Below are 26,809 nucleotides of genomic sequence, written 5' to 3'. Positions count from 1 at the left end.
AGCAGTGGATATTTACAACGCGGAGCGGCCGCATCATGCGTTGAAATACAGAACCCCCGATGCGGTACATAGGGGGGTCTGAGTGGAGCAAAGCTAGCCGAAAATGTGTAAACCTATTTCAGGACTAGACATTTTTAGCCAGCTTGAATAGTTCAAAGAAATTCCGGCTGGTCGCTTCTGCCAATTCAGCAAGCGGTATATGGCGCAGGTCGGCAATAAACTGGGCAACGTCTCGTACAAAGGCGGGCTCGTTCTCCCTCCCCCGATGCGGCACGGGTGCAAGATAGGGCGAGTCGGTCTCAACCAGCAATCTGTCGAGGGGCAGAGCCTTGACCACCTCTTGCAGGGCAGACGCATTTTTGAAGGTGGCGATCCCGGAGATGGAGATATAGAACCCCATCGCCATCGCCGCTTGCGCCATTTCGAGGGATTCGGTGAAGCAGTGCAGCACACCGCCAACCTGATCAGCGCCCTCTTCAAGCATGATCTGCAAGGTATCTTGCTGGGCATCGCGGGTATGGATGATCAGCGGCTTGTTCAACGCGCGAGCAACCCGGATATGTTCGCGGAAAGAGGCTTGCTGCACCTCTTTGTTCTCGGGTGAGTAAAAGTAATCGAGACCGGTCTCACCGATGGCCACCACACGTGGATCGGCAGCTTGCTTGAGCAGCAACTCGGCATCGACACCGGGTTCCTGATTGAGCGGGTGTACCCCGCAAGAGGCAAATACCTGGGGATAGGGAGCAATCGCCTCGAGCATGGTCGGGAACTGTGCCTGAGTCACACTGACACAGAGAAAATATCCCACGTCCAGTTTCGCGGCCTTTGCCAGTACATCAGCCAAGCTGGTCTGCTTGCTGCCATAGCTGAGGCGATCGAGATGACAGTGGGAATCAACGAGTAACATATAAAACCTTTCTGCTTGTCGGTACTTATAACCAGCGACTGAGCCAGTTCATCAGATGGATGGTGGGATTGGAGAGCTGACCCGGCTGACATGCCGCTTTCAGGGCAACCAGATCTTGTTCTGCCTCCAGCAGTTTTTCGCTGGAGTGCTGCTCCGCCAACCGTTGACTCAAGATGGCCAGATCAGGCATTGCCAGCTGATGGTGACCACATCCGGCCTGGGTTTTCAGGGCATCGCACAAGAAGAGCTGCAACCAGTGCAACCTGACCTGCGTCTCCTGACCAAGCTGGCTGCACAATGCCGTCGCCTTGACCGGACTTTGACTCAGGGCGACAAACTGTTCCAGCAGTTCGCGGCGAGTACCGTCCTGTTGCTGCTCGATATAGTCGAGTACCCGCAGCGGGGCCCCCTGACAGATCCGCACCTGAGCCAGAGTGGCCTGATGACCCTGCTCGGCCAACCAGCGTACTGTTTCCCCTTCCGCAGGCAACTGACAGACATGTTTGTGACAGCGACTGAGAATGGTGGGAAGCAACCGGGACACCTGGGAGGCAATCAGCAACAGCAAGCTGTCGCCGGCCGGCTCTTCCAGGGTTTTCAACAGGGCATTGGCTGCCGATTCGGTCATCCGCTCCGCATCAGGAATGATCACCACCTTGCCACGGCCGAGCTGGGCAGAGCCCTGCAGCCGGGTGCAGATCTCGCGAATGGCCTCGACCCCGATGGTCTTGCTGTCGCGCGTTATGGTGCCGAGATCCGGGTGGTTGCCCTTGTCAAACAGCTGGCAGGAGTGGCACTGACCACACGGTTCTCCACGATCCGGTTGTTGGCAAAGGTGCAAACGCGCCAGCCGCTCAGCCAGTTGCTCCTTGCCAAGACCGGGATCGCCCAGCAACAACCAGGCGTGGCCGAGACGACCGGACTGGGCCGTCTGGCTCAGGGCATGCCAGTCGGGGATCAGCCAGGGATACATAGCGGCTCGTTCGACAGATAGTGATCCAATGCACGCTCGATGGCAGCTTTGACCTGTTCCGGCGTTTGCGCCGCATCGATCACCACAATGGAATCATCCTTGGCGGCCAGTTCGAGATAACGAGTTCGGGTACGCTCGAAGAAGCTCAGTTGCTCCAGTTCGATGCGATCCAGCTCGCCACGATGGCGCGCGCGCTGCAAGCCAAGGGCGGGATCGATATCGAGATAGAGGGTGAGATCCGGCTTGAAGTTGCCGAGCACCGCCTGCTTGATGGCTCCGATAAGCTGGGCATCGATACCACGGCCGCCACCCTGATAGGCCTGGGAGGAGAGATCGTGGCGATCTCCCACCACCCAGACACCGTCGGCCAGTGCGGGTTTGATGCGGGTCTCCACCAGTTGTACCCGGGAGGCATACATCAGCAGCAATTCCGCCTCGATGGTGAGGCGCTCGTCGTGCACCTCTTTGACGATGGCCCGCATCCGCTCGGCCAGTGGCGTACCACCCGGCTCGCGGGTGCACTCGATCCGGTTTATGCCGTGGCGCTGCAGATAGTCGGTCACATAACGCACGGCCGAGCTCTTCCCTGCCCCTTCCAATCCTTCGATCACAATAAATTTAGACATTAGGGTTTCTTCAATATGTATTCGCGAACCGCCCGATTGTGTTCATCGAGGGTCTTGGAGAAATAGTGGGCACCGCCCCCCTTAGCGACAAAGTAGAGATAGTCGGTCGACTTGGGGTTAAGCGCAGCTTCGATGGAGGCCTTGCCCGGCATGGCAATAGGCGTGGGCGGCAGACCATCGATCACATAGGTGTTGTAGGGATTCTTGTCGGTCAGATCGCTGCGGCGAATATTGCCATCGTAGCGATCTTTCACCCCGTAAATGACGGTGGGATCGGTTTGCAACTTCATGCCCAGACGCAGACGGTTGACGAATACGGAGGCGATCTGCGCCCGCTCGTCCGGCTGGCCGGTCTCTTTCTCGATAATGGAGGCCATGATCAACGCCTCATAGGGCGTTTTGTAAGGCAGGTTAGCCTGACGTTTTTCCCAGCTCTGCTGCAGGAAGGTCTCCATATCCTGATGGGCGCGACGCAGGATCGAGAGATCGCTGGCATGGGTGGTATAGGCGTAGGTTTCCGGCAGGAACCACCCCTCCAGCTTGCCATTCTCGATGCCGAGCTCCTGCGCCAAGTCGGCTTCGGATTGCTCGACGGTCAATCGCTCAAGGTATGGGGCACTGGAGAGCTGCTTCTGCCAATCCTCGAAGCGGGAACCTTCGACGAAGGTGAGGCTGAAGTGAAACTCCTTGCCCGATGCGAACAGAGAGAGGGTCTCCTTGAGAGGGGCCCCTTCCTTGATTTCATAGGTGCCCGATTTGATGGCCACCAGTTCGGGATGGCTGCGCAGCCAGAGCCGCACCGCCCAGGGGCTGGCTTCCCCCTCCCCCAGTTCGGCGATGAGGCGCGCCGCATGGGCGCCCTTCTCCACCGTAAAGAGCCGGGTCGGCCCCTTATTGGTGAGCGTCTCTACCTGTTGCCATTTGTAATGTACATAGCCCCCGGCAGCGGCTACCGTCAGTGCCGCCCCCGCGAGCAGGGTGTAAAGCCGATTAAACTTCAATGACCAAACGCTCCTGTAAACGGCGACTCAATACCGCTGTGGGATAATGGATATCCTCGATGCCATTGACCGGCACGACCCCCATCAGGGTATTGGTGAGCCACACCTCTTCCGCCTGCCATAGTGACTCCAGCGGAGCCTCTACCACACGCAACTCAATACTCATCTGTTTCAACATCGCCATCACCTGGCGGCGCATGATGCCATCGACACCACCGCGGGCGAGATCGGGCGTAAACACCGTCTTGCCCCGACGCCAAAACAGATTGGCACTGACCCCTTCAATCAGAAAACCGCGACTGTTAAGTACTATCCCTTCGACTGCATTTCGGCTGACAAGTTCGCTTTTCAGCAATACCTGCTCCAGACGATTCAAGGTTTTAAGCCCGGCCAGCATGGGAGCATCGCCGATCCGCTGGCGGCACACCACCATCTCGATCCCCTCCTGTTGCCACTGTCCATAGTGAGTGGGAAATGGCGCCAGACTTACCATCCGGGTCGTGTGCTGACATCCGCTGCCATCATAGCCTCGCCCCCCCTCGCCGCGGGTCAGGATCACCTTGGCCACGCATTGTGGCTGGTCGGCCACAATTTCTTCAACCTCCCGGGTCAAGAGATCCCAGTCCGGTTCAACCAATCCCAGCCGGTTGTTGGCCAGCTGCAACCGTGCCAGATGGGCAGGCCACTGCAACACGCGACCCTCCCTGACCGCCATGGTGGTGAAATGACCGTCACCATAGGCCAGCCCCCGATCATGGGCCGAGATGGTATCAAGCTTCATTCCATTGATAAGCAAAGGGATCCCTCCGATAAAAAAGGCCCGATACCGGCAGTATCGGGCCTGTGTCTTTGCCCTGCGGCAAATTATACGCGTTTGAAGATCAGTGAGCCATTGGTGCCGCCAAAACCAAACGAGTTGGAAAGGGCATACTCGAAGCTGCCTGGCTTGGCCACATGGGGTACCAGATCCAGATCGCACTCTTCATCCGGGTTGTCCAGGTTGATTGTGGGCGGAGCCACCTGATCACGCAGGGCCAACACAGTGATGATCGCCTCGATGGCACCCGCGGCACCCAGCAGGTGACCGGTCATGGACTTGGTAGAGCTCACCATCAGGGATTTGGCGTGCTCACCAAACACCGACTTCATGCCACGCAACTCGGCCACATCACCCAGTGGGGTGGAGGTACCGTGCGCGTTGATGTAACCAATCTGCTCGGGGGCAATGCCGGCATCCTTGATGGCATTTTTCATGGCGCGAGCACCACCGTTGCCATCTGCGGGAGGCGCAGTCATGTGGTACGCGTCACCGCTCATGCCAAAACCGACCAACTCGGCGTAGATCTTGGCGCCACGGGCCTTGGCGTGTTCGTACTCTTCCAGCACCAGTACACCGGCACCGTCACCCAGCACGAAACCGTCGCGATCCTTATCCCACGGACGGCTCGCTTTTTGCGGCTCGTCGTTGCGGTTGGAGAGTGCCTTGGCTGCAGCGAAGCCACCCATACCCATCGCGGTGGAGGCTTTTTCGGCACCGCCGGCGACCATCACATCGGCATCACCGTAAGCGATCATCCGACCCGCCATGCCGATGGCATGGGTACCCGTGGTACAGGCGGTAGTCACGGCGATGTTTGGCCCTTGCAGACCTTTCATGATGGAAAGATGACCGGACACCATATTGATGATGGTGGACGGAACGAAGAAGGGACTGATCTTGCGCGGGCCGCCGTTGACCAAGCTTTCGTGGTTCTGTTCAATCAGACCCAGACCGCCGATACCGGAGCCAATCGCCACGCCGACACGTTCGGCATTCTCTTCATTGATGGTCAGGCCGGAATCATCCAGCGCCTGCATACCGGCCGCGATGCCGTATTGAATGAAGAGATCCATCTTGCGAGCTTCTTTACGGTTGATACCGTACTGCTCTGGATCGAAATCCTTGACCAGACCTGCGAAGCGGGTTGCAAACTCGCTGGCATCAAAGTGTTCGATAAGGGAAATGCCGCTCTGCCCGTTGAGCAGTGCTTGCCAGCTGGATTCGGCAGTGTTACCCACCGGGGAAAGCATCCCCAAGCCGGTCACCACGACTCTGCGTTTTGACACTGAGGTAGTCTCCGAGAGGTGTTTTGAAAAGGAACAAATACAAAAGAAGCGGCCCTTGGGCCGCTTCTTTCAGAACAGGAACTTATTCCTGATTAGCGGTGATGTAGTCGATAGCCGCTTGAACAGTGGTGATCTTCTCGGCTTCTTCATCAGGAATTTCGGTATCGAATTCTTCTTCCAGCGCCATTACCAGTTCAACGGTATCCAAAGAGTCAGCGCCCAGGTCGTCGACGAAGGAGGCAGCGTTCTTAACGTCTTCCTCTTTAACACCCAGTTGTTCGATGATGATTTTCTTTACGCGTTCTTCGATGTTGCTCATGACCTGAATTTTCCTTTAAAAATACGCTATTTGCGTCTGGTTGGGGTAGTTTATTCAATTGACGTGAGTTTGCAAGTAGCTTGCCGCTGGTCAAACCACGAAATGTGCCAAACTTCGGCGTACTATCGCAAATTTGAACAGATCTCACGACAAATTGATTACACCATGTACATCCCGCCATTAACATGCAGGGTTTCGCCGGTGATATAGGCTGCTTCATCAGAAGCCAAGAATACCACAGCTGCGGCAATTTCTTTTGGATCACCCAAACGGGCGGCAGGCACCTGACTCATGATGCCGGCACGTTGATCGTCATTCAGGGCACGGGTCATGTCGGTTTCGATGAAACCGGGAGCAACCGCGTTCACTGTGATACCACGGGATGCCACTTCCCGCGCCAACGATTTGGTAAAACCAACCAGACCGGCCTTGGCGGCAGCATAGTTGACCTGACCGGCATTGCCCATGGTTCCCACCACGGAGCCAATGCTGATGATGCGACCGTGACGTTTCTTCATCATGGCACGCAACACCGGTTTGCTCAGACGGTAAAGCGAGGTCAGATTGGTATCGATGATCTCGTTCCACTCGTCATCTTTCATCCGCATCAACAGGTTGTCACGGGTGATACCCGCGTTGTTGATCAGGATGTCGATGTCGCCAAAGCGCGCCTTGATGGCGGCGAAGACGGCTTCGATGGATTCCTGGCTGGTCACGTTGAGTGCCATGCCGCAACCATTCTCGCCAAGATAGGCGCTGATCGCCTCGGCACCACTCTCGCTGGTCGCCGTACCGACCACTTTCGCGCCACGGGCCACGAATGTTTCGGCAATCGCACGGCCGATGCCACGACTGGCACCGGTCACCAACACAACCTTATCGGTAAAGCTCATCACTTGCTCCTGTTTACTTGATCTGGGCCAGCGCCTGCTCGAAAGAGGCGGCATCGTTAGCGTGAATACCTTCCACGCGCTTGTCGATGCGCTTGGCGAGCCCGGTCAACACTTTGCCCGGTCCCATCTCGATCTCGAGGGTAACCCCCTCATTGGCCATCCGCTCGACAGTCTCGGTCCAACGAACCGGGCTGAACAGCTGACGTACCAGCGCTTGCTTGATGGCGGCCGGATCCTGTTCACAGGATACGTCGACATTATTGATGACCGCGATGGTTGGAACCTTGATCTCGATCCCGTCCAGCGCAGCTGCCAGTTTTTCTGCGGCAGGTTTCATCAGCGCGCAGTGAGACGGCACGGAGACCGGCAGCGGCAGCGCACGCTTGGCGCCCGACTCTTTCATCAGCACGTTGGCGCGCTCAACGGCCTCTTTGTGACCGGCGATAACCACCTGGCCCGGGGAGTTGAAGTTGACCGGAGAGACCACCTGCCCTTCTGCCGCTTTTTCGCAGTTGGCGGCGATGGATTCGTTATCCAGACCGATGATAGCCGCCATGGCACCGGTCCCTTCCGGTACCGCTTCCTGCATGGCCAGACCACGCAACTCGACCAGTTTGACCGCATCGGCAAAATCGAGTGCGCCGCTGCAAACCAGCGCGGAGTACTCACCCAGGCTGTGACCCGCCATCATGGCAGGAGTTGCCCCACCCTGCTGTTGCCACAGGCGCCACAGAGCGACAGAGGCAGTCAGCAGCGCAGGCTGGGTGCGCCAGGTTTTGTTCAGATCTTCAACCGGACCATCCATCACCAGGGCAAACAGGTCATAACCTAGCACCTGACTCGCCTCGGCGAAGGTCTCCTTGATCATGGCATGTTGTTCGGCCAGCTCGGCCAGCATGCCTACGGACTGGGAACCTTGTCCCGGGAAGGCAATGGCAAATTGGGTCATCATTGATTCCTTTTAGATAAGACAAAAATTAAATCGGTGACGGGATGATGGGCGCACCATCCCGCCGAAGATCAGAGGCGAACCAGCGCCGAGCCCCAGGCAAAACCGCCGCCGAAGGCCTCCAGCAGTACCAGCTGACCCGGTTTGATCCGGCCATCTCGTACCCCTTCGTCGAAGGCAACCGGAACGGAAGCGGCAGAGGTATTGCCGTGCTTGTCGAGGGTCAGTACCACTTTATCGAGGCTCATACCCAGTTTCTTGGCAGTGGCGCTGATGATGCGGAAGTTGGCCTGATGTGGCACCAGCCAATCCAGCTCGCTCGGCTCGATGCCAGCAGCGGCCAACGTTTCGGTGACGATCTCGCTCAGACGGGTGACCGCGACCTTGAAGACATCGTTGCCCTTCATGTACATGTAGGCTTCGAGCTCGGCACCCGGCATGCCGCGACGAGGGTGCGGCAGCTTGAGCAGCTCGCCATAACGGCCATCGGCATGGAGATGGGTAGAGAGGATGCCCGGCGTCTCGCTGGCACCGACAATCACAGCCCCTGCCCCATCACCAAACAGGATGATGGTGCCGCGATCTTGCGGATCGCACATGCGGGAGAGCACATCGGCCCCGACGACCAGCACATGGCGGGCTGCGCCGGATTTGACGAACTGATCGGCAATGGAGAGTGCGTAGGTGAAACCGGCACAGGCCGCTGCCACGTCAAAGGCAGGAATGCCCGGTACGCCGAGCAGCCCCTGCAGCTCGCAGGCGGCAGCCGGGAAGGCATTTTCAGCACTGGTGGTGGCCAGCACTATCATATCGAGATCGGCAGCGGTCAAACCGGCTGCATCCAGGGCGCGCAGAGCGGCCTGGTAAGAGAGGGTGGCAACGGTTTCGTCAGCCCCGGCAATACGGCGCTCACGGATACCGGTGCGTTCCACGATCCACTCATCACTGGTCTCAACCATCTGCTCGAGATCGGCGTTGGTACGCACTGAACTCGGCAGGTAGCTGCCAGTACCCAGAATTTTGCTATGCATAGAGTTCTTATAGATCCCTGTCAGAGAAGACAGCTTCAAGGCGATCTGCTATTTGCAGTGGAAGTTGATGTTTGGCCTCTTGTGCGGCCAGCAGGATCGCATTACACAGGGCGCGCCGTTCGGCCCGCCCATGACTTTTTACCACAATGCCGCGCAATCCTAACAGACTTGCTCCGTTATACTGGTCGGGGTTCAGGTAAGAAAAACGCCGTTTGAACATAAATCCGGCGATCCGGCCAAGAAAAGTGCGTTTCTTGCGGGGATATCCGGCCAGCTGGGCCATCATCCGCACCACCCCTTCTGCCGTCTTGAGGGCGACATTGCCGACAAAACCGTCGCAGACGATCACGTCGCTGTCGCCGCTGAAGATGCGATCCCCTTCTACAAACCCGACATAATTGAGCGCGTGGCACTGACGCAACAATTCGGCGCTGTGGCGCACCAGATCGTTGCCCTTGATCTCCTCCTCGCCGATGTTGAGCAAGGCAACACGGGGGGATGCAATGCCTTCTACCTTTTCGGCCACGACGGAGCCCATCACCGCAAACTGCAGCAAGGTATCCGCATCGCAACTGACGTTGGCGCCTAGATCCAGCATCACGGTGCGTTTGCCACTCAATGTCGGCAGCGCCTTGATAAGTGCCGGCCGATCGACCCCGGGCAGGGATTTGAGCACGCACTTGGCCATCGCCATCAACGCACCGGTATTACCGGCACTGACGCAGGCATCGGCCTCACCGGCTTTCACCAGATTGAGTACCACCCGCATGGAGGAGTCTTTCAGTGTTCGCAGCGCCACGATCGGTTTATCGCCCATGCCAACCACCTGGGATGCATGTACGAAACGAACGCGGGGATGATTCAGCAAGCCATGTTGCTGCAGCAGAGAGGAGGTCTGATGTTGGTCACCGACCAGGATCAGTTTTAGCTGTGGTAAAAGAGACAGTGCCTGCACGGCGGCAGGCACTGTTTCCGAGGGGCCAATATCTCCCCCCATGATGTCTAGCGCGACAGTTTGCGTAGACAAAGGCAATCCTTAAGCGATTACCTTTTTACCGCGGTAGAAACCATCGGCAGTCACGTGGTGACGACGATGGATTTCGCCACTGGTCTGATCAACAGTCAGGGCAGCGGTGGTCAGCGCATCGTGGGAACGACGCATGCCACGCTTGGCACGGGTTTTACGGTTCTGTTGTACGGCCATTGTAGGCTAACTCCTAAATTCACTTACGTTTAAGCTCTTCAAGAACTGCAAAGGGATTCGGCCGCTCATCAGCAGGTTCGATTTCACCCCAAGTCATCTCCATGTTACCGCGGGGACACACATCCAGAGAATGCATGGCTACCTGAGGCAACGAGAGGATGAGTTCATCCTCCAGGATTTGATGAAGATCCATCTCGCCGTTTTCGTCCAACTCAATGGGCTCATAAGCTTCCGGCAGTTCTTCCTCGTTTGTTCTTTCGAACAGCGGAGTGTAGATAAATTCAGCTTCACAGAGATGTTCGAAAGTCTCTCCGCAACGTTGGCAAACCAGGTCAACCTTGGCATGGGCAGTGCCTTTCATAACGGTTAACTTCTGGACATCTTTGCCAAAGTGCAGCGATACCTCGATATCACTCCGCAAGCCAGCGGTTGATTCCTCCAGCCTGGGCATCTGCGACTTTTCCACTATCCCGACATAGTCGAGCAGCTTCAAGGCACTACGGACTGGATCAACCTTAACGGGCAACTTCACCTTTTGCATAGGGCGCGAATAATATAGGTCCAACAACTGATAGTCAAAGGAAAAAGTCCTTACCGCCGATGATTTTAACGCCACAAGTCCCTAGAATGCCGGTACTTGCTTTCATCGGTACCTGATTATGCCACAGAATCTGATCCTCGCCTCAACTTCTCGCTATCGCAAAGCCCTGCTGGAGAAGCTTGGCCTCCCCTTTGAATGTGCGGCTCCCGACGTAGACGAACAACCACTGGCAGATGAACCCGCTCAGGAGCTGGTAGCCCGACTTGCCCGGGCAAAGGCCCAGGCCATTGCAAATAGTCGTGATCACGGGCTGATCATCGGGTCTGATCAGGTGTGTGTCTGCAATGGCCGCATCCTCGGCAAACCGGGCACCATAGACAACGCCATAGCACAGCTGATGGCGGCCCAGGGTCGTAGCGTCACCTTTTACACCGGGCTGTGCGTACTTAACGCTGCAACCGATGAGATTCATCAATTGATTGAACCGTTTACGGTTCACTTTCGAGATCTCGACGAAGCCGCCATTCGCCGCTATGTAGAGGCTGAACTGCCCCTCGATTGTGCTGGCAGCTTCAAATGCGAAGGGATGGGGATCGTGCTGTTCAAAGAGCTGGAAGGGCGCGATCCTAACGCCTTGATCGGTCTGCCGTTGATCGGCCTGATCGAACTGCTGGAGCGCCACGGCATCGCCCTGCCCTGATTGTGGGCGAATGGATGAGCTAGAAGATATATAAAAAGCCCGGTCAATTGACCGGGCTTTTTATCAATCAGATTGATGTCACTCAAGGAGAGAGACGTTTACAACAACGTGCGAAGAGCCGTCATAGAGTCAACCACTGCCACTGGCTCGTAACGACTGAGGGCATCGCGGCTATCCACCCCCCAGGTGACGCCAATGCGCGGCATGACGATCGCCTCGGCCATCGCCATATCGTGAACAGAGTCGCCAATCATTACGGCCTGACGAGGTGACAGCCCCAGCTCGTCCAGGATCTGCTCAAGCATCAGCGGATCAGGCTTGGAGCAGGCCTCATCGGCCCCGCGACTGGTCACAAACAACGGGCGCAGCCCGGTCTCATCCAATACCCGATCCAGCCCACGGCGCGATTTGCCGGTAGCGACAGCCAGTTGCAGTCCCCGTGACTGCCAGTCATGTAGCAACTCCCCTGCCCCGGCAAACAGCGGGCTAGGGGTAGCGTCGTGCAGATAGTGATGACGATAACGATCGATGAGTGCGGCAATCTGGCGCTCATCAATGGTGGTGCCACTGTCGCTACGTAAAGGGAACAGGCGGGACATGGCAACATCGAGGCTCAACCCGATAATCTGCCGGATCTGGGACGGTGCAGGTACTGCCAGCTCACAATCTCTGGCGGCCCCCTGAACACAGGCAACAATCCGGCCCACCGAATCCATCAGGGTACCGTCCCAATCGAAAATGGCGAGCCGGATATCCTGCATCAGCGTGGCAAGCCGTTGAGGAAGTTGTCGAGTTCAGGTGCCAGTGGCGCTTCTACCTGCATCTCGCGACCATCGGCTGGATGGGTGAAGCTGAGCTTCCAGGCATGCAAAAAGAGCCGTTTCAGCCCTTGGCTGCGCATTTTCTCGTCAAACGCGGCTTCACCGTACTTATCGTCACAGGCGATCGGGTGACCGGCATGCAGGGTGTGTACGCGGATCTGGTGGGTACGGCCAGTAATGGGGCTGCACTCAACCAAGGTCGCTTCGGCAAATTGACGCACGATACGAAACCGGGTTTCCGATGGCTTGCCATCGGCGCTGACCCGCACTACCCGCTCGCCAGACTGCAGGTCGTTTTTGCGCAGAGGTGCATTGACCACCTTGACGTGAGCCTGCCATTTGCCGCGAACCAGCGCCAGATACTGCTTGCGCATGGTCTTGACGCGCAACTGCTCATGCAGGCTGCGCAGGGCGCTGCGTTTTTTGGCAACCAGCAATACACCAGAGGTGTCGCGATCCAGTCGATGAACCAATTCGAGGAAACGGGCTTCCGGACGTAGGGCTCGCAGCCCCTCAATAACGCCAAAACTCAGGCCGCTGCCACCGTGTACTGCCATGCCGGAGGGCTTGTTCAGCACGATCATGGCATCGTCTTCGAACAGGATCTGGCTCTCCAGACGCTGGATAACCCCGAGGTTTGCCGAAGGCAGCTCATTCTTCTCGGCAACGCGCACGGGGGGCACCCGCACCTCGTCACCTGCGCAGAGTTTGTACTCCGGTTTGATGCGCTTTTTGTTTACTCGCACTTCACCTTTGCGAAGGATGCGATAGATCAGGCTCTTGGGGACGCCCTTTAGCTGAGTCTTGAGAAAATTGTCGATGCGCTGCCCGTCATGCTCAGCTTCGATGGTGAGCAGCTGCACTTGTTGTTGTATCTGTGTCATGGCGCGGATTTTAACACTGCCAGCGCCCCTTGGCTGCATGGTTTGTTGAAAAATGGCGCCTTGCTATAAAAGAGGTTTAAATGGGATAATAAACAAGGTTTTGTCATTGTGTTCAAGCCTTGTACTAAGTGGCCAAAAAGTATGCCACCCAATCCCGAAACACCGTGTATACAAGAACATGACGGTTCCCGGGTGCGAGGTACAACGCATGGAGAACACAAACATCACCGTTTATTTGTCTCCATTTCGGCATCCTTATTCATTCCTTCTCGAGAAGTGATGACCAGAACGCCCTTAGTTTGCGCCTCATGCATACCCCAACCGGGAGGTTGCCCCAGTATGCTGAAGACCCGAGGCCGGCGCTGGCAGGACCCAGATGGAGGAAATCAAAATGACACAATAATGAGAACTCAATGAAAAGAATGCTTATCAACGCAACTCAAGAAGAGGAGTTGCGCGTAGCGCTGGTTGACGGACAACAGCTCTACGATTTGGATATTGAAAGTCCGGGACACGAGCAGAAGAAAGCGAACATTTACAAGGGTAAGATCACCCGCGTAGAACCCAGCCTTGAAGCTGCTTTTGTCGACTACGGCGCCGAGCGCCACGGTTTCCTGCCGTTGAAGGAGATCGCCCGCAATTACTTCCCCTCCGGTTACTCCTATCAGGGTCGTCCCAACATCAAAGAAGTGGTCCGCGAAGGTCAGGAAGTTATCGTCCAGATCGACAAGGAAGAGCGTGGCACCAAGGGTGCAGCCCTCACCACCTTTATCAGCCTGGCAGGTAGCTACCTGGTACTGATGCCCAACAACCCCCGTGCCGGTGGTATCTCCCGCCGCATCGAGGGTGATGAGCGGACTGAACTGAAAGAAGCCCTGAGCGGATTGACCGTGCCGGAAGGCATGGGCCTGATCGTACGTACCGCCGGTGTGGGCAAGTCGCCAGAAGAGCTGGAGTGGGATTTGAACGTTCTGCTCAACCACTGGGACTCCATCCACAAGGCCTCCCAGGAGCGCGCCGCGCCGGTACTGATCCACCAGGAAAGTAACGTCATCGTGCGTGCCATCCGTGACTATCTGCGTCGCGATGTGGGCGAGATCCTGATCGACAATCCGGTGATTTTCGAACGCGCCAAGGCCCATATCGAGCTGGTGCGTCCGGATTTCCTCAACCGTGTGAAGCTGTACAAGGGTGAAGTTGCCCTGTTCAACCACTTCCAGATTGAGAGCCAGATCGAATCTGCCTTCCAGCGTGAAGTGCGCCTCCCCTCCGGCGGCAGCATCGTTATCGATCCGACCGAAGCACTGACCTCCATCGATATCAACTCCTCCCGCGCCACCAAGGGCGGCGATATCGAAGAGACTGCGTTGCAAACCAACCTGGAAGCCGCCGACGAAATTGCCCGTCAATTGCGTCTGCGCGACCTGGGTGGCCTGATCGTAATCGACTTCATCGACATGACGCCGGTTCGCCATCAGCGCGAAGTGGAAAACCGTCTGCGTGAAGCAGTTCATCAGGATCGTGCCCGCATCCAGCTGGGTCGGATCTCCCGTTTCGGTCTGCTGGAGATGTCTCGCCAGCGTCTGCGCCCCTCCCTCAACGAATCCAGCAGCCATATCTGCCCTCGTTGCCAGGGTCAGGGCGTGATCCGTGACAACGAATCCCTCGCCCTGTCCATCCTGCGTCTCATCGAAGAAGAGGCCATGAAGGACAACACCGAGCAGGTTCACGGCCAAGTGCCGGTGGATGTTGCCGCCTATCTGCTTAACGAGAAGCGTGCCGCCATCGCCAGTCTGGAACAGCGCAATGATGTGCGTGTTTACATCATTCCGAACCAGCATCTGGAAACCCCGCACTACGAAGTGACTCGCATTCGTCAGAACGAGATCCCGGAAGCGGCCAGCTACGAGCTGAAAACCGAGATTGCCAAGCCGGTCTACCAACCGAAGCAAGCTCAGGTGATCGAGCGTGAGCAACCGCTGCTGCAAGGCTTTGCCCAACCGGCACAACCGGCCCCTGTTGCACCGCAACAGCCGGCGGCTCCCGTTGCTGCGGCCCCTGCCGAAGCCGGCTTCTTCAGCAAGCTGATCAAAGGCATTACCGGCCTGTTCAGCAGCGATGCTGCCCCTGCCGACGTGAAAGCGCCCGCCGAGAAAACTGCTGCTCGTGAAGCACGCAAGGATGAAGGTCAACGTCACCAGCGCGAAGAAGGCCGTGGCCGTGGTCAGCGTCCTCGTCGTGACGACAATCGTGGCAACCGCAACAATGCGGAAGCTGGCGAGAAGCGTGAAGGTGGCAACCGCGAAGCCGGTGAAAATCGCAATCGCCGTCCGCGTAAAGAGCGCGAGCCTCGTCAGGAGCGTGAAGCTCGTGGTGAAGTGCGCAGCGAACAGCGCATGGAACGTGAACCCCGTCAGGAGCGCGAACCTCGCGAACCTCGCGAACCGCGTCAGGAACGTGCGCCACGTCCTGCCCGTGAACCTCGTGCTCCCCGTGAGCCGCGCACCGAAGTCGTTGTTGAAGCGGTAGACGCCGTTGATGCAACTGCCGTCCAGCCACGTCAGGAGAAAGAGCAGAAAGTGGCCGAGCGCCGCGAACGTCGTCAACTGCGCAAGCAGATCCGCGTCGATGTCGCCGCTGCTGACACCTCTGCCCTGCCGGTTGACGAAGTAGCAGCGCAAGCTGACGTGATCGATGCCACCGTGGGTAACGAGCAGGAAGAGCAGATTGAAGGCCAGCGCCGCTCACGCCGCACTCCTCGCAGCCAGCGTATCGAAGGTCAGCGCCGCAAGCGCATCAACGAAGATGCCCGCAGCCAACGTGACGAAGAACAGCAAGATACCACCACTCTGACCACCGCAGCCCAGGCAGATATTGCCAAAGCGCAGGTTGAAGAGCCGGTAGTGCCTGTTGTTACCATCCCGAGCGCTGAAGCCGTCGCTGCTGCCCTGCAAGCCTCTGCTGCACTGACCGAGCATGTGGTTGTCGAAGCCGTTGCTGAAGAAGCTGCCGAGCAGGCTGCTGCCCAGGTCGAAGCAACTCAAGCCGATGTGGCTGCCAGCCCGGTTGTTGCAGCTGTCGCAGAAGTCGTGGTTGCAGCAGAGCCGGTTGCCGACATGGCTGCCACTGAAGTCGTTGAAACTGCTCCGGTTGTTGAAGAAGCCCCTGCTGTCAGCACTCCTGTCGTGGAAGCTGTACCGGCTGCAGTCGAAATACCAGTTGCTGCCCCGGCACCTGTCGCTGCGGTTGTGGTGGAAGAGACTCCGGTCGTGACCAAACAGGTAGCTCACGGTGCTGGCCTGCTGGCTCGTGCCCGCAAAGCATCCGCCCCGATGGCAACCCCTGCCGAAGCCCCTGCCCTGCCTGCCCGTGAGCCGGTTAACTACCCGCCGCTGGTACGCAACGAAGTGAGCACATCAGGTCGTCATGGTGGCAGCACAGCCGCCGTCAACGTGGCCACCTGCCCGGCCGGTCGCCCCTAAGCAACCCGGGTTGATCCCCTAAACAAAAGCCACACCAACCGGTGTGGCTTTTTTATTTCTCTTGTCCAATCCTGAATATGGTTTACACCTTCCCCCCCAATAAATGGAGAACCCGATGGGACAAGGTGTGAAACGGACACAGCGCGATTACTCGCTGACTTTTAAACTGACACTGGTCGAGCAGATTGAAAAAGGCGAGCTCACCTATAAACAGGCTCAGGTGCGTTATGGCATTCAGGGCCGCTCCACCGTTCTGGTATAGTTGCGTAAACATGGTCGGCAAGATTGGAGCCAGGGGGCTTCTGTACGCGCCGGCAGGAGCATCACCATGCCTGACCCCGACAACCAGACGCCCGAACAGCGCATCAAGGAACTCGAGCAGCAGCTGGCGCTGATGAGTCAGAAGGCCCGGTTCTTTGAGGCCGTCGTCGATGTACTCAAGAATGACTACGGCGTCTCCATCGTAAAAAAGCGACCCGGCAAGTCCTCTCGCAGCGGCAAGTCGAGAGGCTGACCATTGTCAGGGCTTGCCTGTTTCTGAGGATAAGCCGGCAGGCTTACTACTCCCCCGTGTACTCACAGACACATTAATCCCCATGCTCTGCAAAGCAGCTTTGTCTGTTATCTCTCTATCATTGAACACTGCGTTAACTCATGTTTACTTTTTCACGTAACAGAGAAACCAGTTTTTCAGCGCCTATGTTCAGCATGAGGCCAACTGATTTTGTTTGTTTAAAACCCTGCTTGTTGGCATACAAATGGTTGTATAGACGACGGTCTGCAATGGGCTGGTGTGGGGTTCAAGATTCATTTGATATGGGACCCTCTGGTTCAATGCATACTTGTCAACCAGGGCATTCGGTTGTACCGAAACCTGAATCCTCCTTTCGCAGAATTGAGGAGGTTCGACATAAAGCAAACCTGCCTCAGGTCTTGTTCAACAGATGATCAACTCAGGTTGCATCTACACAGATGTACATATAGGTAACTGTCATGATACAGATTTGCTTCCCGAAAGCTCGCCAGTTCCCCCCTATCCTAGCGGCAGCACAATCTATACACGGGATATTGGTTACGGCCCTTCCCCACACAATCAAGTGTTGATACTGAGCCTGACGCAGGCCCTGATACGCGAAATTTCAGTAACCGCTGCTCAACGATTCTGTTTAAAAGGCATATAAAAATGCCGCCCGGCTTTGCAACCGGGCGGCATTGAACGGCTTGCTTTGAAAGTGGAACGACTATCAGGCTGTCGCCAGCTTTGCCTGCGCTTCACCGCGCTTGAGCATGGCGTAGGAGACACCGGTCAGCAGCGAGCCTGCCGCAATCGCCACGATATACATCATGACGTTGCTGATGGCGTGCGGGATGAACAGCACGAACAGGCCGCCGTGGGGTGCCATCAGCTCGCAGCCGAACAGCATGGAGAGCGCACCGGTCAGGGCGCCGCCAACCATACAGGCCGGGATGACGCGCATCGGATCCTTGGCGGCAAACGGGATGGCCCCCTCGGAGATAAAGCACAGTCCCAGTACGAAGGAGGCTTTACCCGCTTCCTGCTCCGCCTTGATGAACTTGGTGCGGGCCAGGAAGGTCGCGATCCCCATCCCCAACGCCGGCACCATACCAGCGGCCATCACCGCAGCCATCGGGGCGTAGGTTTTGGAGGCCAGCAGACCGACACCGAAGGCGTAGGCCGCCTTGTTGACCGGGCCGCCCATGTCAAAGCACATCATGGCCCCGATGATGACACCCAGCAGCACGGCGTTGGCAGAGCCCATGTTGTTGAGGAACTCGGTCATGGCATTCATGATGCCGGCCACCGGGCCACCCACCACATAGATCATCACCAGGCCGGTAAACAGGCTGGCAAACAGCGGAATGATCAGGATCGGCTTGAGCGCTTCCAGGGTAGTCGGCAGGCGCACCTTGTCACTCAGGTATTTGGCACTGTAACCGGCCAGGAAACCGGCCACTATACCGCCAAGGAAACCGGCGCCCAGCGAGCTTGCCAGCATACCGCCGATCATGCCGGGGGCGAGACCCGGACGGTCAGCGATGGAGTAGGCAATGTAACCGGCCAGCACCGGGATCATCAGGGCGAAAGCGGAGCCACCACCGATCTTCATCAGGGCAGCAGCCAGGGTGCCTTCCACCTTGAACGCCTCGATCCCGAATACGAACGAGAGCGCGATGATGAGGCCGCCCGCCACCACCATGGGCAGCATGAAGGAGACACCGGTCAGCAGGTGCTTGTAGGGGCCGGCTTTTTCCTCTTTCTTGGGCTGGCTGGCACCGCTGTGGCGATAGGTTTTCGCCTCACTCCAAGCCTTGTCCAGCTCGGCGCGGGTTTTCTTGAGCGCCGCACCTGTACTGGTGCGATAGACCGGCTTGCCGTCGAAACGGGCCATGTCCACTTCAATATCGGTGGCGAGGAACACCAGATCGGCGGATGCAATCTCCTCGGCGGTCAGGGCGTTCTGGGCACCGACCGAGCCTTGGGTCTCGACGCGGATCTGATAACCCAACTGTTTGGCCATGGTCTCCAGCGCTTCTGCCGACATAAAGGTGTGGGCCACCCCGGTCGGACAGGCAGTCACTGCCACAATGCGCTTGCCAGCGGCGGCCGGTTTGCCTGCTGCGGGAGCGGCTTGATGACGATAGACGCTGGCACCGCTGGTTGCGGCTTCCAGCAAGGCAGCGGGATCCTGCAGGGCGAGATCCATGCTGCCCTGATAGACTCGCTTGCCATCATAGGCGGCGAGATCCGCCGGGCAGCTTGCGACAACCAGCACCAGATCGGCAGCAGCAATCTGCTCCTTGTTCGGCACCTGACGGGGTTGCACGCTGGAGCCGACGTCGAGGGTGAGTTCCCAGCCAGCCAGTTTGGCCTGCTGTTCTATCCGTTTTGCAGCGAGAAAGCTGGTGGCAATGCCCGCCGGGCAAGCCGTAACCAAGATTGCTTTCATTGGGCATCTCCTGAGTTTTCCATTGAGGGGGTATGGCACTGAACCGGTGCCAGCGCATCCAGACGCTCTACGCGCACCTGTTCAAGTAAAGGGTTAAGCACACTGATATCGTCAAAGCCGACTGCGACCTGACTGACCGCCAAGGCCGAGACGGCGGTGGCCAGCCGCAGGGTCTGCTCCGGCGCCCAGCCAAGGCTCAGACCATGGGCGAGACCGGCGACCAGCGAGTCGCCAGCACCCACGGTGCTGACCACCTGCATCCGCGGTGGAATGGCCTGCCAGACGGCATCCGGGGCAAACCAGATGAGGCCATCGGCACCGTTTGAGATCACCACGTTGGGGATGCCGCTTGCCTGCAGCTCGCGGGCACACTCGGCCTGCTCGCTCAGAGTCTTGACGGGGCGGCCCGCCCACTGGCTCAGCTCCTCCAGATTGGGTTTGACCAGGGTCGGCGCCGCCTTGATCCCTTCGCTTAACGCCGCACCGCTGCAATCGAAGATCACCTGCTTGCCCTTGGCCTTGAGCAGACGGATCAGATGGGCGCAGTAATCGGGAGCAACCCCTTTGGGCAGGCTGCCCGCCAGCACGAACCAGTCGGCGTGAGGTGCCAATTGGTCGATGGCCAGCTCCAGCGCGCTCACCTCCCCTTGCTCGATGGTGAGCCCCGGCAGGTTGAGATCGGTGACCCGACCAGACTGCTCGGAGATCTTGACGTTGATGCGGGTGCTGCCCGCCACGCGCACAAAGTGATCATCAAGCGCGCGCTCGGCAAACAGGGAGACAAAACTCTGTTCATTGTCAGCGCCCAGCCAACCGGTGACGCCCACCTCGCGGCCCAAGTCCTTGAGCACCATGGCGACGTTGATCCCCTTGCCTGCGGCACGCAGGTTGGCCTCGCTCACCAGATTGACCTCACCCAGGCTCATCGCCTCGAGGCGAGTAGTGAGATCAAGGGCCGGATTGAGGGTGATGGTAACAATCTTCATCAATGCGCCCCCTCGCCCAGACCCGCTGCGATGGCCTCACCGATCCCCTTGAGGGCGGCTTCGGCATCTGCCCCCTCGGCGCGAAATGCCAGACGATGCCCACACTTGACCCCAAGGCCGATCACCTTCATCAGGCTCTTGGCGGAGACCGCTTCGCCGCTACCATCCAGATTGGCAACCCGGATGTCGGATTCAAACTCTTTGGCCACCTTGACCAGCATGGCGCCCGGACGGGCATGCAGACCGTGGGGGTTGATGATGGTGAAGGTTTCGGAAAGACCGCTCGCGGGGCCTGCCTGCAACATGGCCAGTCCCTCGCCGCCCGCCAGTGTAGCGAGTTGGCCGGCAGCCGCCAGTTTGGCCAGATTCTCCAGCTGCGGCAGATGGCCGCTATCTGCAGCGCACAGCAGCAGCATGGCGCTGACCGTTATAAGTGCGCTGCTCGGGGTGGCCAACACCCAGCCGGTCTGGGCCGCTTGTGCTCGAGCGAGCCAGACGCCCTCGCCCAGGTAGGCGGGTTCACTTGCCAACAGGGCGCTCACCATGGCGGCATCGCCCCAGCCCGCCGATTTGGCGCGGGCGGCTGCTCCCAGCAGCAGTTGGTCGCGATCATCGGCCGGGAAGTCAGCCAGGGTCAGGTATTGCACCTCTTTGGCGGCAGTGGCGCCAGTCAGGATGTTGATGATGGTGTCGGCATCGGTGGCCTCTTTGAGCTGGGCAGCCGCCTGCTCGTCACCCAGCACATGGGTGAGCTGGCGCAAAATGCCCAGATGCTCGTCGGACTTGGCGGCGATGCCGATGGCGACATAGGCGATCTGCCCCTCATCCCACTCGATACCATTGGGGAACTGGGCCACCATGACGCCGGTGCTCTTCACCAGATGACGGGTATCGGTGGTGCCGTGGGGAATGGCGATGCCGCTGCCAAGATAGGTGGCATGCTGCGCTTCACGGGCCAGCATCCCATCCACATAGCCCGCTTCCACCAGACCGGCTTCGGTCAGTTTGCCTGCCAGCAGGGCAATGGCGTCCGACTTGGTTGCCACCGACTGTCCCAGCAAGATCTGCTCTCGCGCCAACTTCAACATAGAGACTCTCCATCAGGTTCCGGCCGCGCCGGTACGTCACAATTGAACATTCGGGTAACTCGCCAGCTGACAATAGACCCGAGCACGGTTGACTGTGATCGGAGCCTGATTTTCAGGCCACTGGGTCTCTTCGTTGCTGACAGGCTGAATCGTTTCACTTACACTCAGACTGAATCGTTTCAGCGAATTGATCAAGTACCCACAAAGAGTGCTTTTCAATGATATGATCCCGCGCACACTTTTCGGTGCCCTCACCCGGCAGTGACCGTGGGCCTTGCAACTCAAACAGAGCCAATATGATGAAACTGGATGAAATCGCCGCCCTCGCCGGTGTCTCGCGCACCACGGCAAGCTATGTGATCAATGGCAAGGCCGATCAATACCGCATCAGTCAGGCCACCCGCGACAAGGTGATGGCCGTCGTCACCGCCCACAACTATCAGCCGGACAGCCGCGCCGCCTCCCTGCGTGGCGGCCAGACCAAGACTCTGGGCTTTATCCTGCCCGACCTTGAGAACGCCAGTTACGCCAAACTGGCCAAACGGCTGGAACAGGGGGGCCGGGCGCAGGGCTATCAGCTGCTCATCGTCTGCTCGGAAGATGAGCCCGCCACCGAAAAAGAGCTGGCCCAGATGCTGGTGAGCCGCCATGTGGATGCCCTGCTGGTGGCCAGTTGCCTGCCGCCGGACGACCCCTTCTACGGCAAATTGCAGGCGCAAGGCAGCCAAATCCTCGCCATCGACCGGGCGATGGCAGCCGACAAGTTCGTCACCGTCGCCAGTGAAAACGAGAAAGCGAGCTTTGATCTCACCAGCTCCCTGCTCACCCCGAACTTACGCCATATCGCCTTGATCACCGCGCTGCCAGCACTCACGATCAGTAAGGAGCGCAAAGCCGGTTTCGAGCAGGCGGTCGCCAGTCACAGCGCGGCTCGCCACCTGTGCGAGGGGGATCACTTCTCTCGCCTTGAGGGGTATCGCCTGATCAAAGATCTGCACCAGCAGCTGGGTCAACTGCCCGAAGCGCTAATCACTACCTCCTATATCCTGATGGAGGGAGTACTCGACTACCTGTTGGAGCAAGAGATCGATATGAGCCAGCTCGCCATGGCCACCTTCGGGGACGATCGCCTGCTCGACTTCCTCCCTTTTGGCATCAACTCCCTGCCCCAGCAGCACGACGCGCTGGCGAGCCAGGCGCTGGATCTGGCGCTCAAGGCGGTGAACGGCGAATACCAGAGCGGGCTGCACTATGTGAGCCGCACCCTCAAGCGCCGCCGCTAACCTGCTCGAAGCAGACCCGATTTGCTGTCAATGGGTGGGTAAAACGAACAGATGACAATAAGGCTGCCAGGATTGGCAGCCTTATTATTTTTCCCCACAACCCTACCCGCCCGTTTTGCTTTCTCTACCGTCTGGCCGGGCCTCCACACTCCTTTCACCCCGCAACTAAACGCCAACGCCACGACAAGGCACTCCCCCATCAGTGCTGCAACCACTTGGCTGACCTGTATCAATGAGCCCCTGCCAGTCATTTTTTCTGTGCTTTTTTCTGCAATTAGCCATCACTGTCATCATTTATTTCCACTTATTGCCACAAGCCAGCACAAGATCCGTATAAAGGGGGTTGTTTCCGCTATTTCGATCCGCTAACGTGGCAACCATCTTTTACAACTGACAGGTTTTAGGTACAGATGTTCCCGTTCCGATATTGCTAGCCTCCGGCCCTATCACCGGAGGCACCTTCTGATAACGCCAATCGGCCCCCTCTTGTTGACGTCACTGCTGACATCGCCTGTTTGCACTGACACCGCTACGTTCGGATGGATAACATGAATACCAAAACCCTGGGTTGTACCCTGTTGATTGCCGGCACCACCATAGGCGCCGGCATGCTGGCCCTGCCGCTGGCCTCCTCCTCCCTCGGCGGCCCCGCCACCCTGATGTTGATGGTCGGCCTCTGGGCCCTGATGGCCTTCACCGCCATGCTGCAGGTGGAAGCGAGCCTCAACACCGGCAAGTGGTACCTGCACCAGCTGGCGGATCATCTGCTCGGCCCCTGGGGCAAGCGCATCGCCTCCTTCTGTATCCTGATGTTGTTCTACTCGCTGGCCTCCGCCTACATCAGCGGCGGCAGCAGCCTGCTGGCACAGGCGCTGGCCGATGCGGGCATGACCCTCAGCCAGGAACAGACCGCCTGGGCCTTTACCCTGCTGTTTGGCGGCATGGTCTGTGTCGGCACCCGCTCGGTGGATTACCTCAACCGGCTGATGTTCACTGTCAAACTGGTGATCATGGTGGTGGTGCTGGCGTTGCTGCTGCCCCGCACCGAAGGACAGCATCTGCTCTCAATGCCGCTGGGTCAGGGCCTGTTACTGGCGGGCCTGCCGGTCATCTTCACCTCGTTCGGCTTTCACGGCTCCATTCCGAGCGTGATGCTCTACCTCGGTGACTGCCCCAAGCAGTTGCGCCGGGTCTTTGTCTGGGGCTCAGCCCTGCCGCTGATCCTCTACGTGCTGTGGCAGGTGGCGATCCTCGGTCTGCTCGGCCAGCAAGTCCTGCTGCAAACCGGCGGTGCGCTGGACAACCTGCTGGCCAACGTCGGCAAGCTGGTGAGCTGGCCTGCGTTTAATCAGGCGATGCACCTGTTTGCCGATCTGGCGCTCGCCACCTCCTTCCTCGGGGTGACACTGGGGCTGTTCGACTTTATGGCCAAGGTGACCCGCCGCAAGGACAACTGGCAGGGCCGCACCCAGACTGGCCTCATCACCTTCGTGCCGCCATTGCTGTTTGCCCTCTACTTCCCGCAGGGCTTTATCATGGCCCTCGGCTACGCCGCCATTGCGCTGGCAATCCTCGCGGTACTGCTGCCGGTGGCGCTGGTATGGCAGAGCCGCAAACAGGCGCCTGCCCACCACTACCGCGCCCCGGGTGGCATGGTTGCGCTGGGAGTGGCCGCCGCCATGGGCGTGCTGATTGTTGGCGTACAGATCAGCGTCAGCCTTGGAATGCTGCCAGCGCTGTAATCCCCGATACTGAATGCCCCAAATAGCCAAGCCCCGCCAATTAACTTGGCGGGGCTTTTTGTTGGAAAAGAAATCAAGTTGGATACAGGCATCCGCCATTAATTAAGACAGCGACCCTTACCAAACAAACACCCAAACCTTCAGCTAAATACCGACCTTTTTACTACCTAACCCTGAATAATCAGTTCAAAAACCGTTCATGCCCCTTCGCTACACTGCCCGCTCGTTTATCGCGTTCAGGAGTTTGAAAACAATGATGTTGCACCTCAAGAAGAGCACCCTTGCCCTCGTCCTGCTTGCCGCCAGCGGCGCACTTAGCGCCGCCGAAATCGCCAACAACAATATTACCGAGGCGGAGATCAAGGCCGCGCAGGATGGTTGGGGCGCGGCGCTTATCAAGATCAGCGATGATTATCGCGCCGGTGGGATTGAGCGCGCCAAGGCGACCGCCGAGTCGGTGCTCGATAGTGCTTATGGCTACCAGCAGGGGCCGGTGCTGTTCAAACCCACCCTGGCCGGTGGCGAGCAGACCTTTCGCACCAACCGCGAGGGGGCGCTGGCCTACTTTGTCGGCAACAACAGCGCCTACCCCACCGACAAAGGGTTCGCCCTGAAAAACTGGCAGAGCTATCGCTATGACAATGCCGCTGTCTATATCAACGGCGACATGGCGCTGACCATGGGCAAGGTGCATCTGGTAGATCGCGACAACAAAGAAACTACAGTCGACAAGACCTGGGGTTTCAAGAAGGGGGATGATGGCAAGGTGCGTATCGTGCTACACCACTCCTCCCTCCCTTACGAGGGGTAATGACGGGGCGCAGCCCACCATCAACACGGTCAAAATTCAGCCCTGCCACCTCGGCAGGGCTGTTTGTTTTGCGCCTGCGCTTGGCCGATGGCGAGTGAGTGGATGACGGTCGTGCTAAGGCAGTTTGCTGCTACCCTCAAGGCAAGCCATTGAGATGCCGAGCAATATCGCGTCTCTGAACACCAACCACTCGATATCATCACACAAGGAGCCAGATACCATGACCATACTGCCTGTTTACGCGGCCCTGCTCGCGCTGCTGTTTGTGTTGCTGAGCATTCGAACCATTCGCAGCCGCCATAGCCGCAAGGTGGCGCTGGGGCATGGGGATGACCCCGCCATGCTGCGGGCCATGCGGGTACACGCCAACTTTGCCGAGTATGTCCCCCTCGCCCTGCTGCTGATCTATTTCGTCGAAACCGGCAGCCATACCCCCTGGCTTATCCATCTGCTGGGGAGCGCCTTGCTGCTTGGCCGCCTCTGCCATGCATTTGGCATGAGCCGCACGCCGGAGAACTTCCGTTATCGGGTGGTGGGAATGGGGCTGACCTTCACAGTGATCCTGGTGAGCGCGGCCCATATCCTGATCACGGCGCTGCTCCCCTGACCCGGCCGTCACGAATAGCTGGCGAAGCGGTCTGGCAGCCATCCCCATCGGCTATTCTTAACTGCACAGATAGTCGCAACAGTTCTGCTTGAACAAGCCCGATTCAGGAGTGCGATATGAAGTGGATTGGCTGGTTACTGCTTGTCGGGCTGACTCCCGTTGCCCACGCAACCCCGCTCAAGCTGGCGGCAGCGGTCGAACACACTGCGATATTGCGCCCTTTTATTCATGACTGGTTTGGCCGGGCCGGCATCGACTTTCAGTTGATCCCCTGCACCTATGCCCGCTGCGAAAAGTTGATTGAGGCAGACCATGCCGTCGATGGCGATATGGCCCGGATCAAGGGCTTTGATCAGACCTATCCCCACTTGCTGCAGATCGGAGCCCCCATCTCGGAGGCGGCGATTTATGGTCAGGCACGGGATAACCCGAGCTGGCCCCCTGCCGAGGGTACCGTGATTGGCTGCCTGCGTGGCATCCAGTGGTGCGAGCGCTTCCTCGGCAACTATCAGGTCATCTGGTTGAACGATGAGAAGCAGGGGCTTGCCCAACTGCATCGAGGCAAAGTGGACTGGCTCATCAAGATGCGCCCCGCCTCTCAACCTTCACTGGCGTCCCCCTGGCAGAAGATCACCAAAGAGCAGGTCTTTCTCTATCTCGATAAAAAGCACCGCGCGGAAATTGCAGCCCTGCTCAAGGTACAGCTGGCGTTTATCAATAACGGCCGCTGGCTGGCGATGCAAAAGCAGTACCTCTCCGCCATCTAGCGCTGCTCTCGCAGCACCACACAGTGCCGATTGCATGGCCGATGTCTAGTCCTGAAATAGGTTTACACATTTTCAACTAGCATTTCTCTACTCAGAACCCCCTATGTACCGCATCGGGG

At 58.2% G+C, this 26,809-nt stretch carries 25 protein-coding genes and 1 pseudogene; 8 read left to right on the top strand and 18 right to left on the bottom strand.

Features of this window, described 5'->3' with window-relative positions; genetic code table 11:
- Positions 1–124: 124 nt before the first annotated feature.
- The 13 genes from OKC42_RS21620 to yceD form a co-directional block, all read right to left on the bottom strand.
- Positions 125–907 (bottom strand): TatD family hydrolase, encoded by a 783-nt coding sequence (locus OKC42_RS21620; RefSeq protein WP_270820896.1) that lies wholly within the window; start codon positions 905–907, stop codon positions 125–127.
- A gap of 25 nt (positions 908–932) precedes the next feature.
- Positions 933–1,880, bottom strand: a complete 948-nt coding sequence (gene holB, locus OKC42_RS21615; RefSeq protein ID WP_069526838.1) for a DNA polymerase III subunit delta' — start codon at positions 1,878–1,880, stop codon at positions 933–935.
- On the bottom strand, positions 1,865–2,506 hold the full coding sequence (tmk, locus tag OKC42_RS21610) for a dTMP kinase (RefSeq protein ID WP_005345536.1): 642 nt from the start codon (positions 2,504–2,506) through the stop codon (positions 1,865–1,867). Before tmk ends, holB begins: the two co-directional genes overlap by 16 nt.
- Positions 2,506–3,507 (bottom strand): endolytic transglycosylase MltG, encoded by a 1,002-nt coding sequence (mltG, locus tag OKC42_RS21605; protein ID WP_042083043.1) that lies wholly within the window; start codon positions 3,505–3,507, stop codon positions 2,506–2,508. The genes tmk and mltG overlap by 1 nt, the downstream gene beginning before the upstream one ends.
- Complete coding sequence (gene pabC / locus OKC42_RS21600) at positions 3,497–4,303, bottom strand: aminodeoxychorismate lyase (RefSeq protein ID WP_151285616.1); 807 nt, start codon at positions 4,301–4,303, stop codon at positions 3,497–3,499. The genes mltG and pabC overlap by 11 nt, the downstream gene beginning before the upstream one ends.
- 68 nt (positions 4,304–4,371) lie before the next feature.
- The gene (fabF, locus tag OKC42_RS21595) at positions 4,372–5,613 is read right to left on the bottom strand and encodes a beta-ketoacyl-ACP synthase II (protein WP_151285615.1); all 1,242 of its coding nucleotides are present in this window, start codon (positions 5,611–5,613) and stop codon (positions 4,372–4,374) included.
- 82 nt (positions 5,614–5,695) lie between these two features.
- Positions 5,696–5,932, bottom strand: a complete 237-nt coding sequence (acpP, locus tag OKC42_RS21590) for an acyl carrier protein (protein ID WP_005300909.1) — start codon at positions 5,930–5,932, stop codon at positions 5,696–5,698.
- Positions 5,933–6,090: 158 nt separating this feature from the next.
- Entirely contained in the window at positions 6,091–6,825 is a 735-nt protein-coding gene (gene fabG, locus OKC42_RS21585; RefSeq protein WP_005333159.1) for a 3-oxoacyl-ACP reductase FabG, read from the bottom strand.
- Between the two features lie 13 nt (positions 6,826–6,838).
- Complete coding sequence (gene fabD, locus OKC42_RS21580; protein WP_151285619.1) at positions 6,839–7,774, bottom strand: ACP S-malonyltransferase; 936 nt, start codon at positions 7,772–7,774, stop codon at positions 6,839–6,841.
- Positions 7,775–7,845: 71 nt separating this feature from the next.
- Positions 7,846–8,805: a beta-ketoacyl-ACP synthase III gene (locus OKC42_RS21575; RefSeq protein WP_040065495.1), complete on the bottom strand. Its 960-nt coding sequence runs from the start codon at positions 8,803–8,805 to the stop codon at positions 7,846–7,848.
- Positions 8,806–8,812: 7 nt separating this feature from the next.
- Positions 8,813–9,832 carry a phosphate acyltransferase PlsX gene (plsX, locus tag OKC42_RS21570; protein ID WP_005351844.1) on the bottom strand — a complete coding sequence of 340 codons (1,020 nt, stop codon included), beginning with the start codon at positions 9,830–9,832 and terminating at the stop codon, positions 8,813–8,815.
- Positions 9,833–9,841: 9 nt separating this feature from the next.
- On the bottom strand, positions 9,842–10,009 hold the full coding sequence (rpmF, locus tag OKC42_RS21565) for a 50S ribosomal protein L32 (RefSeq protein ID WP_005300935.1): 168 nt from the start codon (positions 10,007–10,009) through the stop codon (positions 9,842–9,844).
- Between the two features lie 19 nt (positions 10,010–10,028).
- The gene (yceD, locus tag OKC42_RS21560; RefSeq protein WP_069526885.1) at positions 10,029–10,550 is read right to left on the bottom strand and encodes a 23S rRNA accumulation protein YceD; all 522 of its coding nucleotides are present in this window, start codon (positions 10,548–10,550) and stop codon (positions 10,029–10,031) included.
- 118 nt (positions 10,551–10,668) lie between these two features.
- Between yceD and OKC42_RS21555 the strand changes: the two genes are divergently transcribed.
- Positions 10,669–11,250, top strand: coding sequence for a Maf family protein (locus OKC42_RS21555; protein WP_151285614.1), 582 nt, complete (start codon positions 10,669–10,671; stop codon positions 11,248–11,250).
- Positions 11,251–11,348: 98 nt separating this feature from the next.
- Here the strand turns inward: OKC42_RS21555 and OKC42_RS21550 are convergent, their stop codons facing one another.
- Together OKC42_RS21550 and rluC are read right to left on the bottom strand one after the other, a co-directional pair.
- Positions 11,349–12,011, bottom strand: a complete 663-nt coding sequence (locus tag OKC42_RS21550; protein WP_201933520.1) for an HAD-IA family hydrolase — start codon at positions 12,009–12,011, stop codon at positions 11,349–11,351.
- Positions 12,011–12,955: a 23S rRNA pseudouridine(955/2504/2580) synthase RluC gene (rluC, locus tag OKC42_RS21545; protein ID WP_005351815.1), complete on the bottom strand. Its 945-nt coding sequence runs from the start codon at positions 12,953–12,955 to the stop codon at positions 12,011–12,013. The genes OKC42_RS21550 and rluC overlap by 1 nt, the downstream gene beginning before the upstream one ends.
- A 413-nt stretch (positions 12,956–13,368) precedes the next feature.
- Between rluC and rne the strand changes: the two genes are divergently transcribed.
- Together rne and OKC42_RS21535 are read left to right on the top strand one after the other, a co-directional pair.
- Positions 13,369–16,437, top strand: a complete 3,069-nt coding sequence (rne, locus tag OKC42_RS21540; protein ID WP_270820895.1) for a ribonuclease E — start codon at positions 13,369–13,371, stop codon at positions 16,435–16,437.
- Positions 16,438–16,552: 115 nt separating this feature from the next.
- A pseudogene (locus OKC42_RS21535) lies at positions 16,553–17,001 on the top strand (IS3 family transposase); the annotation flags it as partial.
- Positions 17,002–17,681: 680 nt separating this feature from the next.
- On the opposite strand, the gene fruA reads toward OKC42_RS21535, so the two are convergent.
- The 3 genes from fruA to fruB are packed head-to-tail and all read right to left on the bottom strand — an operon-like array spanning position 17,682 to position 21,480.
- Positions 17,682–19,406, bottom strand: coding sequence for a PTS fructose transporter subunit IIBC (gene fruA / locus OKC42_RS21530; protein WP_201933515.1), 1,725 nt, complete (start codon positions 19,404–19,406; stop codon positions 17,682–17,684).
- The gene (gene pfkB, locus OKC42_RS21525; protein WP_270820894.1) at positions 19,403–20,392 is read right to left on the bottom strand and encodes a 1-phosphofructokinase; all 990 of its coding nucleotides are present in this window, start codon (positions 20,390–20,392) and stop codon (positions 19,403–19,405) included. The genes fruA and pfkB overlap by 4 nt, the downstream gene beginning before the upstream one ends.
- Positions 20,392–21,480: a fused PTS fructose transporter subunit IIA/HPr protein gene (gene fruB, locus OKC42_RS21520; protein ID WP_159163546.1), complete on the bottom strand. Its 1,089-nt coding sequence runs from the start codon at positions 21,478–21,480 to the stop codon at positions 20,392–20,394. The genes pfkB and fruB overlap by 1 nt, the downstream gene beginning before the upstream one ends.
- 296 nt (positions 21,481–21,776) lie before the next feature.
- Between fruB and cra the strand changes: the two genes are divergently transcribed.
- The 5 genes from cra to OKC42_RS21495 all read left to right on the top strand — a co-directional run bounded on the left by cra (position 21,777) and on the right by OKC42_RS21495 (position 26,690).
- The gene (gene cra, locus OKC42_RS21515) at positions 21,777–22,763 is read left to right on the top strand and encodes a catabolite repressor/activator (RefSeq protein ID WP_199251945.1); all 987 of its coding nucleotides are present in this window, start codon (positions 21,777–21,779) and stop codon (positions 22,761–22,763) included.
- A gap of 548 nt (positions 22,764–23,311) precedes the next feature.
- The gene (locus OKC42_RS21510; protein WP_201933506.1) at positions 23,312–24,505 is read left to right on the top strand and encodes an aromatic amino acid transport family protein; all 1,194 of its coding nucleotides are present in this window, start codon (positions 23,312–23,314) and stop codon (positions 24,503–24,505) included.
- A gap of 253 nt (positions 24,506–24,758) precedes the next feature.
- Positions 24,759–25,316, top strand: coding sequence for a hypothetical protein (locus OKC42_RS21505; RefSeq protein ID WP_058057663.1), 558 nt, complete (start codon positions 24,759–24,761; stop codon positions 25,314–25,316).
- A 220-nt stretch (positions 25,317–25,536) separates the two neighbouring features.
- Entirely contained in the window at positions 25,537–25,923 is a 387-nt protein-coding gene (locus tag OKC42_RS21500) for an MAPEG family protein (RefSeq protein WP_151285660.1), read from the top strand.
- Positions 25,924–26,039: 116 nt separating this feature from the next.
- On the top strand, positions 26,040–26,690 hold the full coding sequence (locus tag OKC42_RS21495; protein WP_111900919.1) for a hypothetical protein: 651 nt from the start codon (positions 26,040–26,042) through the stop codon (positions 26,688–26,690).
- Positions 26,691–26,809 lie beyond the last annotated feature (119 nt).

The organism is Aeromonas sp. Y311-2 (assembly GCF_027706025.1).
Taxonomy (GTDB): Bacteria; Pseudomonadota; Gammaproteobacteria; order Enterobacterales; family Aeromonadaceae; genus Aeromonas; species Aeromonas veronii.
The sequence above is the reverse complement of the archived record's forward strand: the minus strand, read 5'-3'. Positions and strand labels throughout refer to the sequence as shown.

Bases quoted from the DNA above. Each gene is read 5' to 3' on its own strand.
- OKC42_RS21620 (WP_270820896.1), bottom strand. From the start codon at position 907: ATGTTACTCGTTGATTCCCACTGTCATCTCGATCGCCTCAGCTATGGC.
- holB (WP_069526838.1), bottom strand. From the start codon at position 1,880: ATGTATCCCTGGCTGATCCCCGACTGGCATGCCCTGAGCCAGACGGCC.
- tmk (WP_005345536.1), bottom strand. From the start codon at position 2,506: ATGTCTAAATTTATTGTGATCGAAGGATTGGAAGGGGCAGGGAAGAGC.
- acpP (WP_005300909.1), bottom strand. From the start codon at position 5,932: ATGAGCAACATCGAAGAACGCGTAAAGAAAATCATCATCGAACAACTG.
- fabG (WP_005333159.1), bottom strand. From the start codon at position 6,825: ATGAGCTTTACCGATAAGGTTGTGTTGGTGACCGGTGCCAGTCGTGGC.
- fabD (WP_151285619.1), bottom strand. From the start codon at position 7,774: ATGACCCAATTTGCCATTGCCTTCCCGGGACAAGGTTCCCAGTCCGTA.
- OKC42_RS21575 (WP_040065495.1), bottom strand. From the start codon at position 8,805: ATGCATAGCAAAATTCTGGGTACTGGCAGCTACCTGCCGAGTTCAGTG.
- rpmF (WP_005300935.1), bottom strand. From the start codon at position 10,009: ATGGCCGTACAACAGAACCGTAAAACCCGTGCCAAGCGTGGCATGCGT.
- yceD (WP_069526885.1), bottom strand. From the start codon at position 10,550: ATGCAAAAGGTGAAGTTGCCCGTTAAGGTTGATCCAGTCCGTAGTGCC.
- OKC42_RS21555 (WP_151285614.1), top strand. From the start codon at position 10,669: ATGCCACAGAATCTGATCCTCGCCTCAACTTCTCGCTATCGCAAAGCC.
- OKC42_RS21550 (WP_201933520.1), bottom strand. From the start codon at position 12,011: ATGCAGGATATCCGGCTCGCCATTTTCGATTGGGACGGTACCCTGATG.
- rluC (WP_005351815.1), bottom strand. From the start codon at position 12,955: ATGACACAGATACAACAACAAGTGCAGCTGCTCACCATCGAAGCTGAG.
- rne (WP_270820895.1), top strand. From the start codon at position 13,369: ATGAAAAGAATGCTTATCAACGCAACTCAAGAAGAGGAGTTGCGCGTA.
- fruA (WP_201933515.1), bottom strand. From the start codon at position 19,406: ATGAAAGCAATCTTGGTTACGGCTTGCCCGGCGGGCATTGCCACCAGC.
- pfkB (WP_270820894.1), bottom strand. From the start codon at position 20,392: ATGAAGATTGTTACCATCACCCTCAATCCGGCCCTTGATCTCACTACT.
- fruB (WP_159163546.1), bottom strand. From the start codon at position 21,480: ATGTTGAAGTTGGCGCGAGAGCAGATCTTGCTGGGACAGTCGGTGGCA.
- cra (WP_199251945.1), top strand. From the start codon at position 21,777: ATGATGAAACTGGATGAAATCGCCGCCCTCGCCGGTGTCTCGCGCACC.
- OKC42_RS21510 (WP_201933506.1), top strand. From the start codon at position 23,312: ATGAATACCAAAACCCTGGGTTGTACCCTGTTGATTGCCGGCACCACC.
- OKC42_RS21505 (WP_058057663.1), top strand. From the start codon at position 24,759: ATGATGTTGCACCTCAAGAAGAGCACCCTTGCCCTCGTCCTGCTTGCC.
- OKC42_RS21500 (WP_151285660.1), top strand. From the start codon at position 25,537: ATGACCATACTGCCTGTTTACGCGGCCCTGCTCGCGCTGCTGTTTGTG.
- OKC42_RS21495 (WP_111900919.1), top strand. From the start codon at position 26,040: ATGAAGTGGATTGGCTGGTTACTGCTTGTCGGGCTGACTCCCGTTGCC.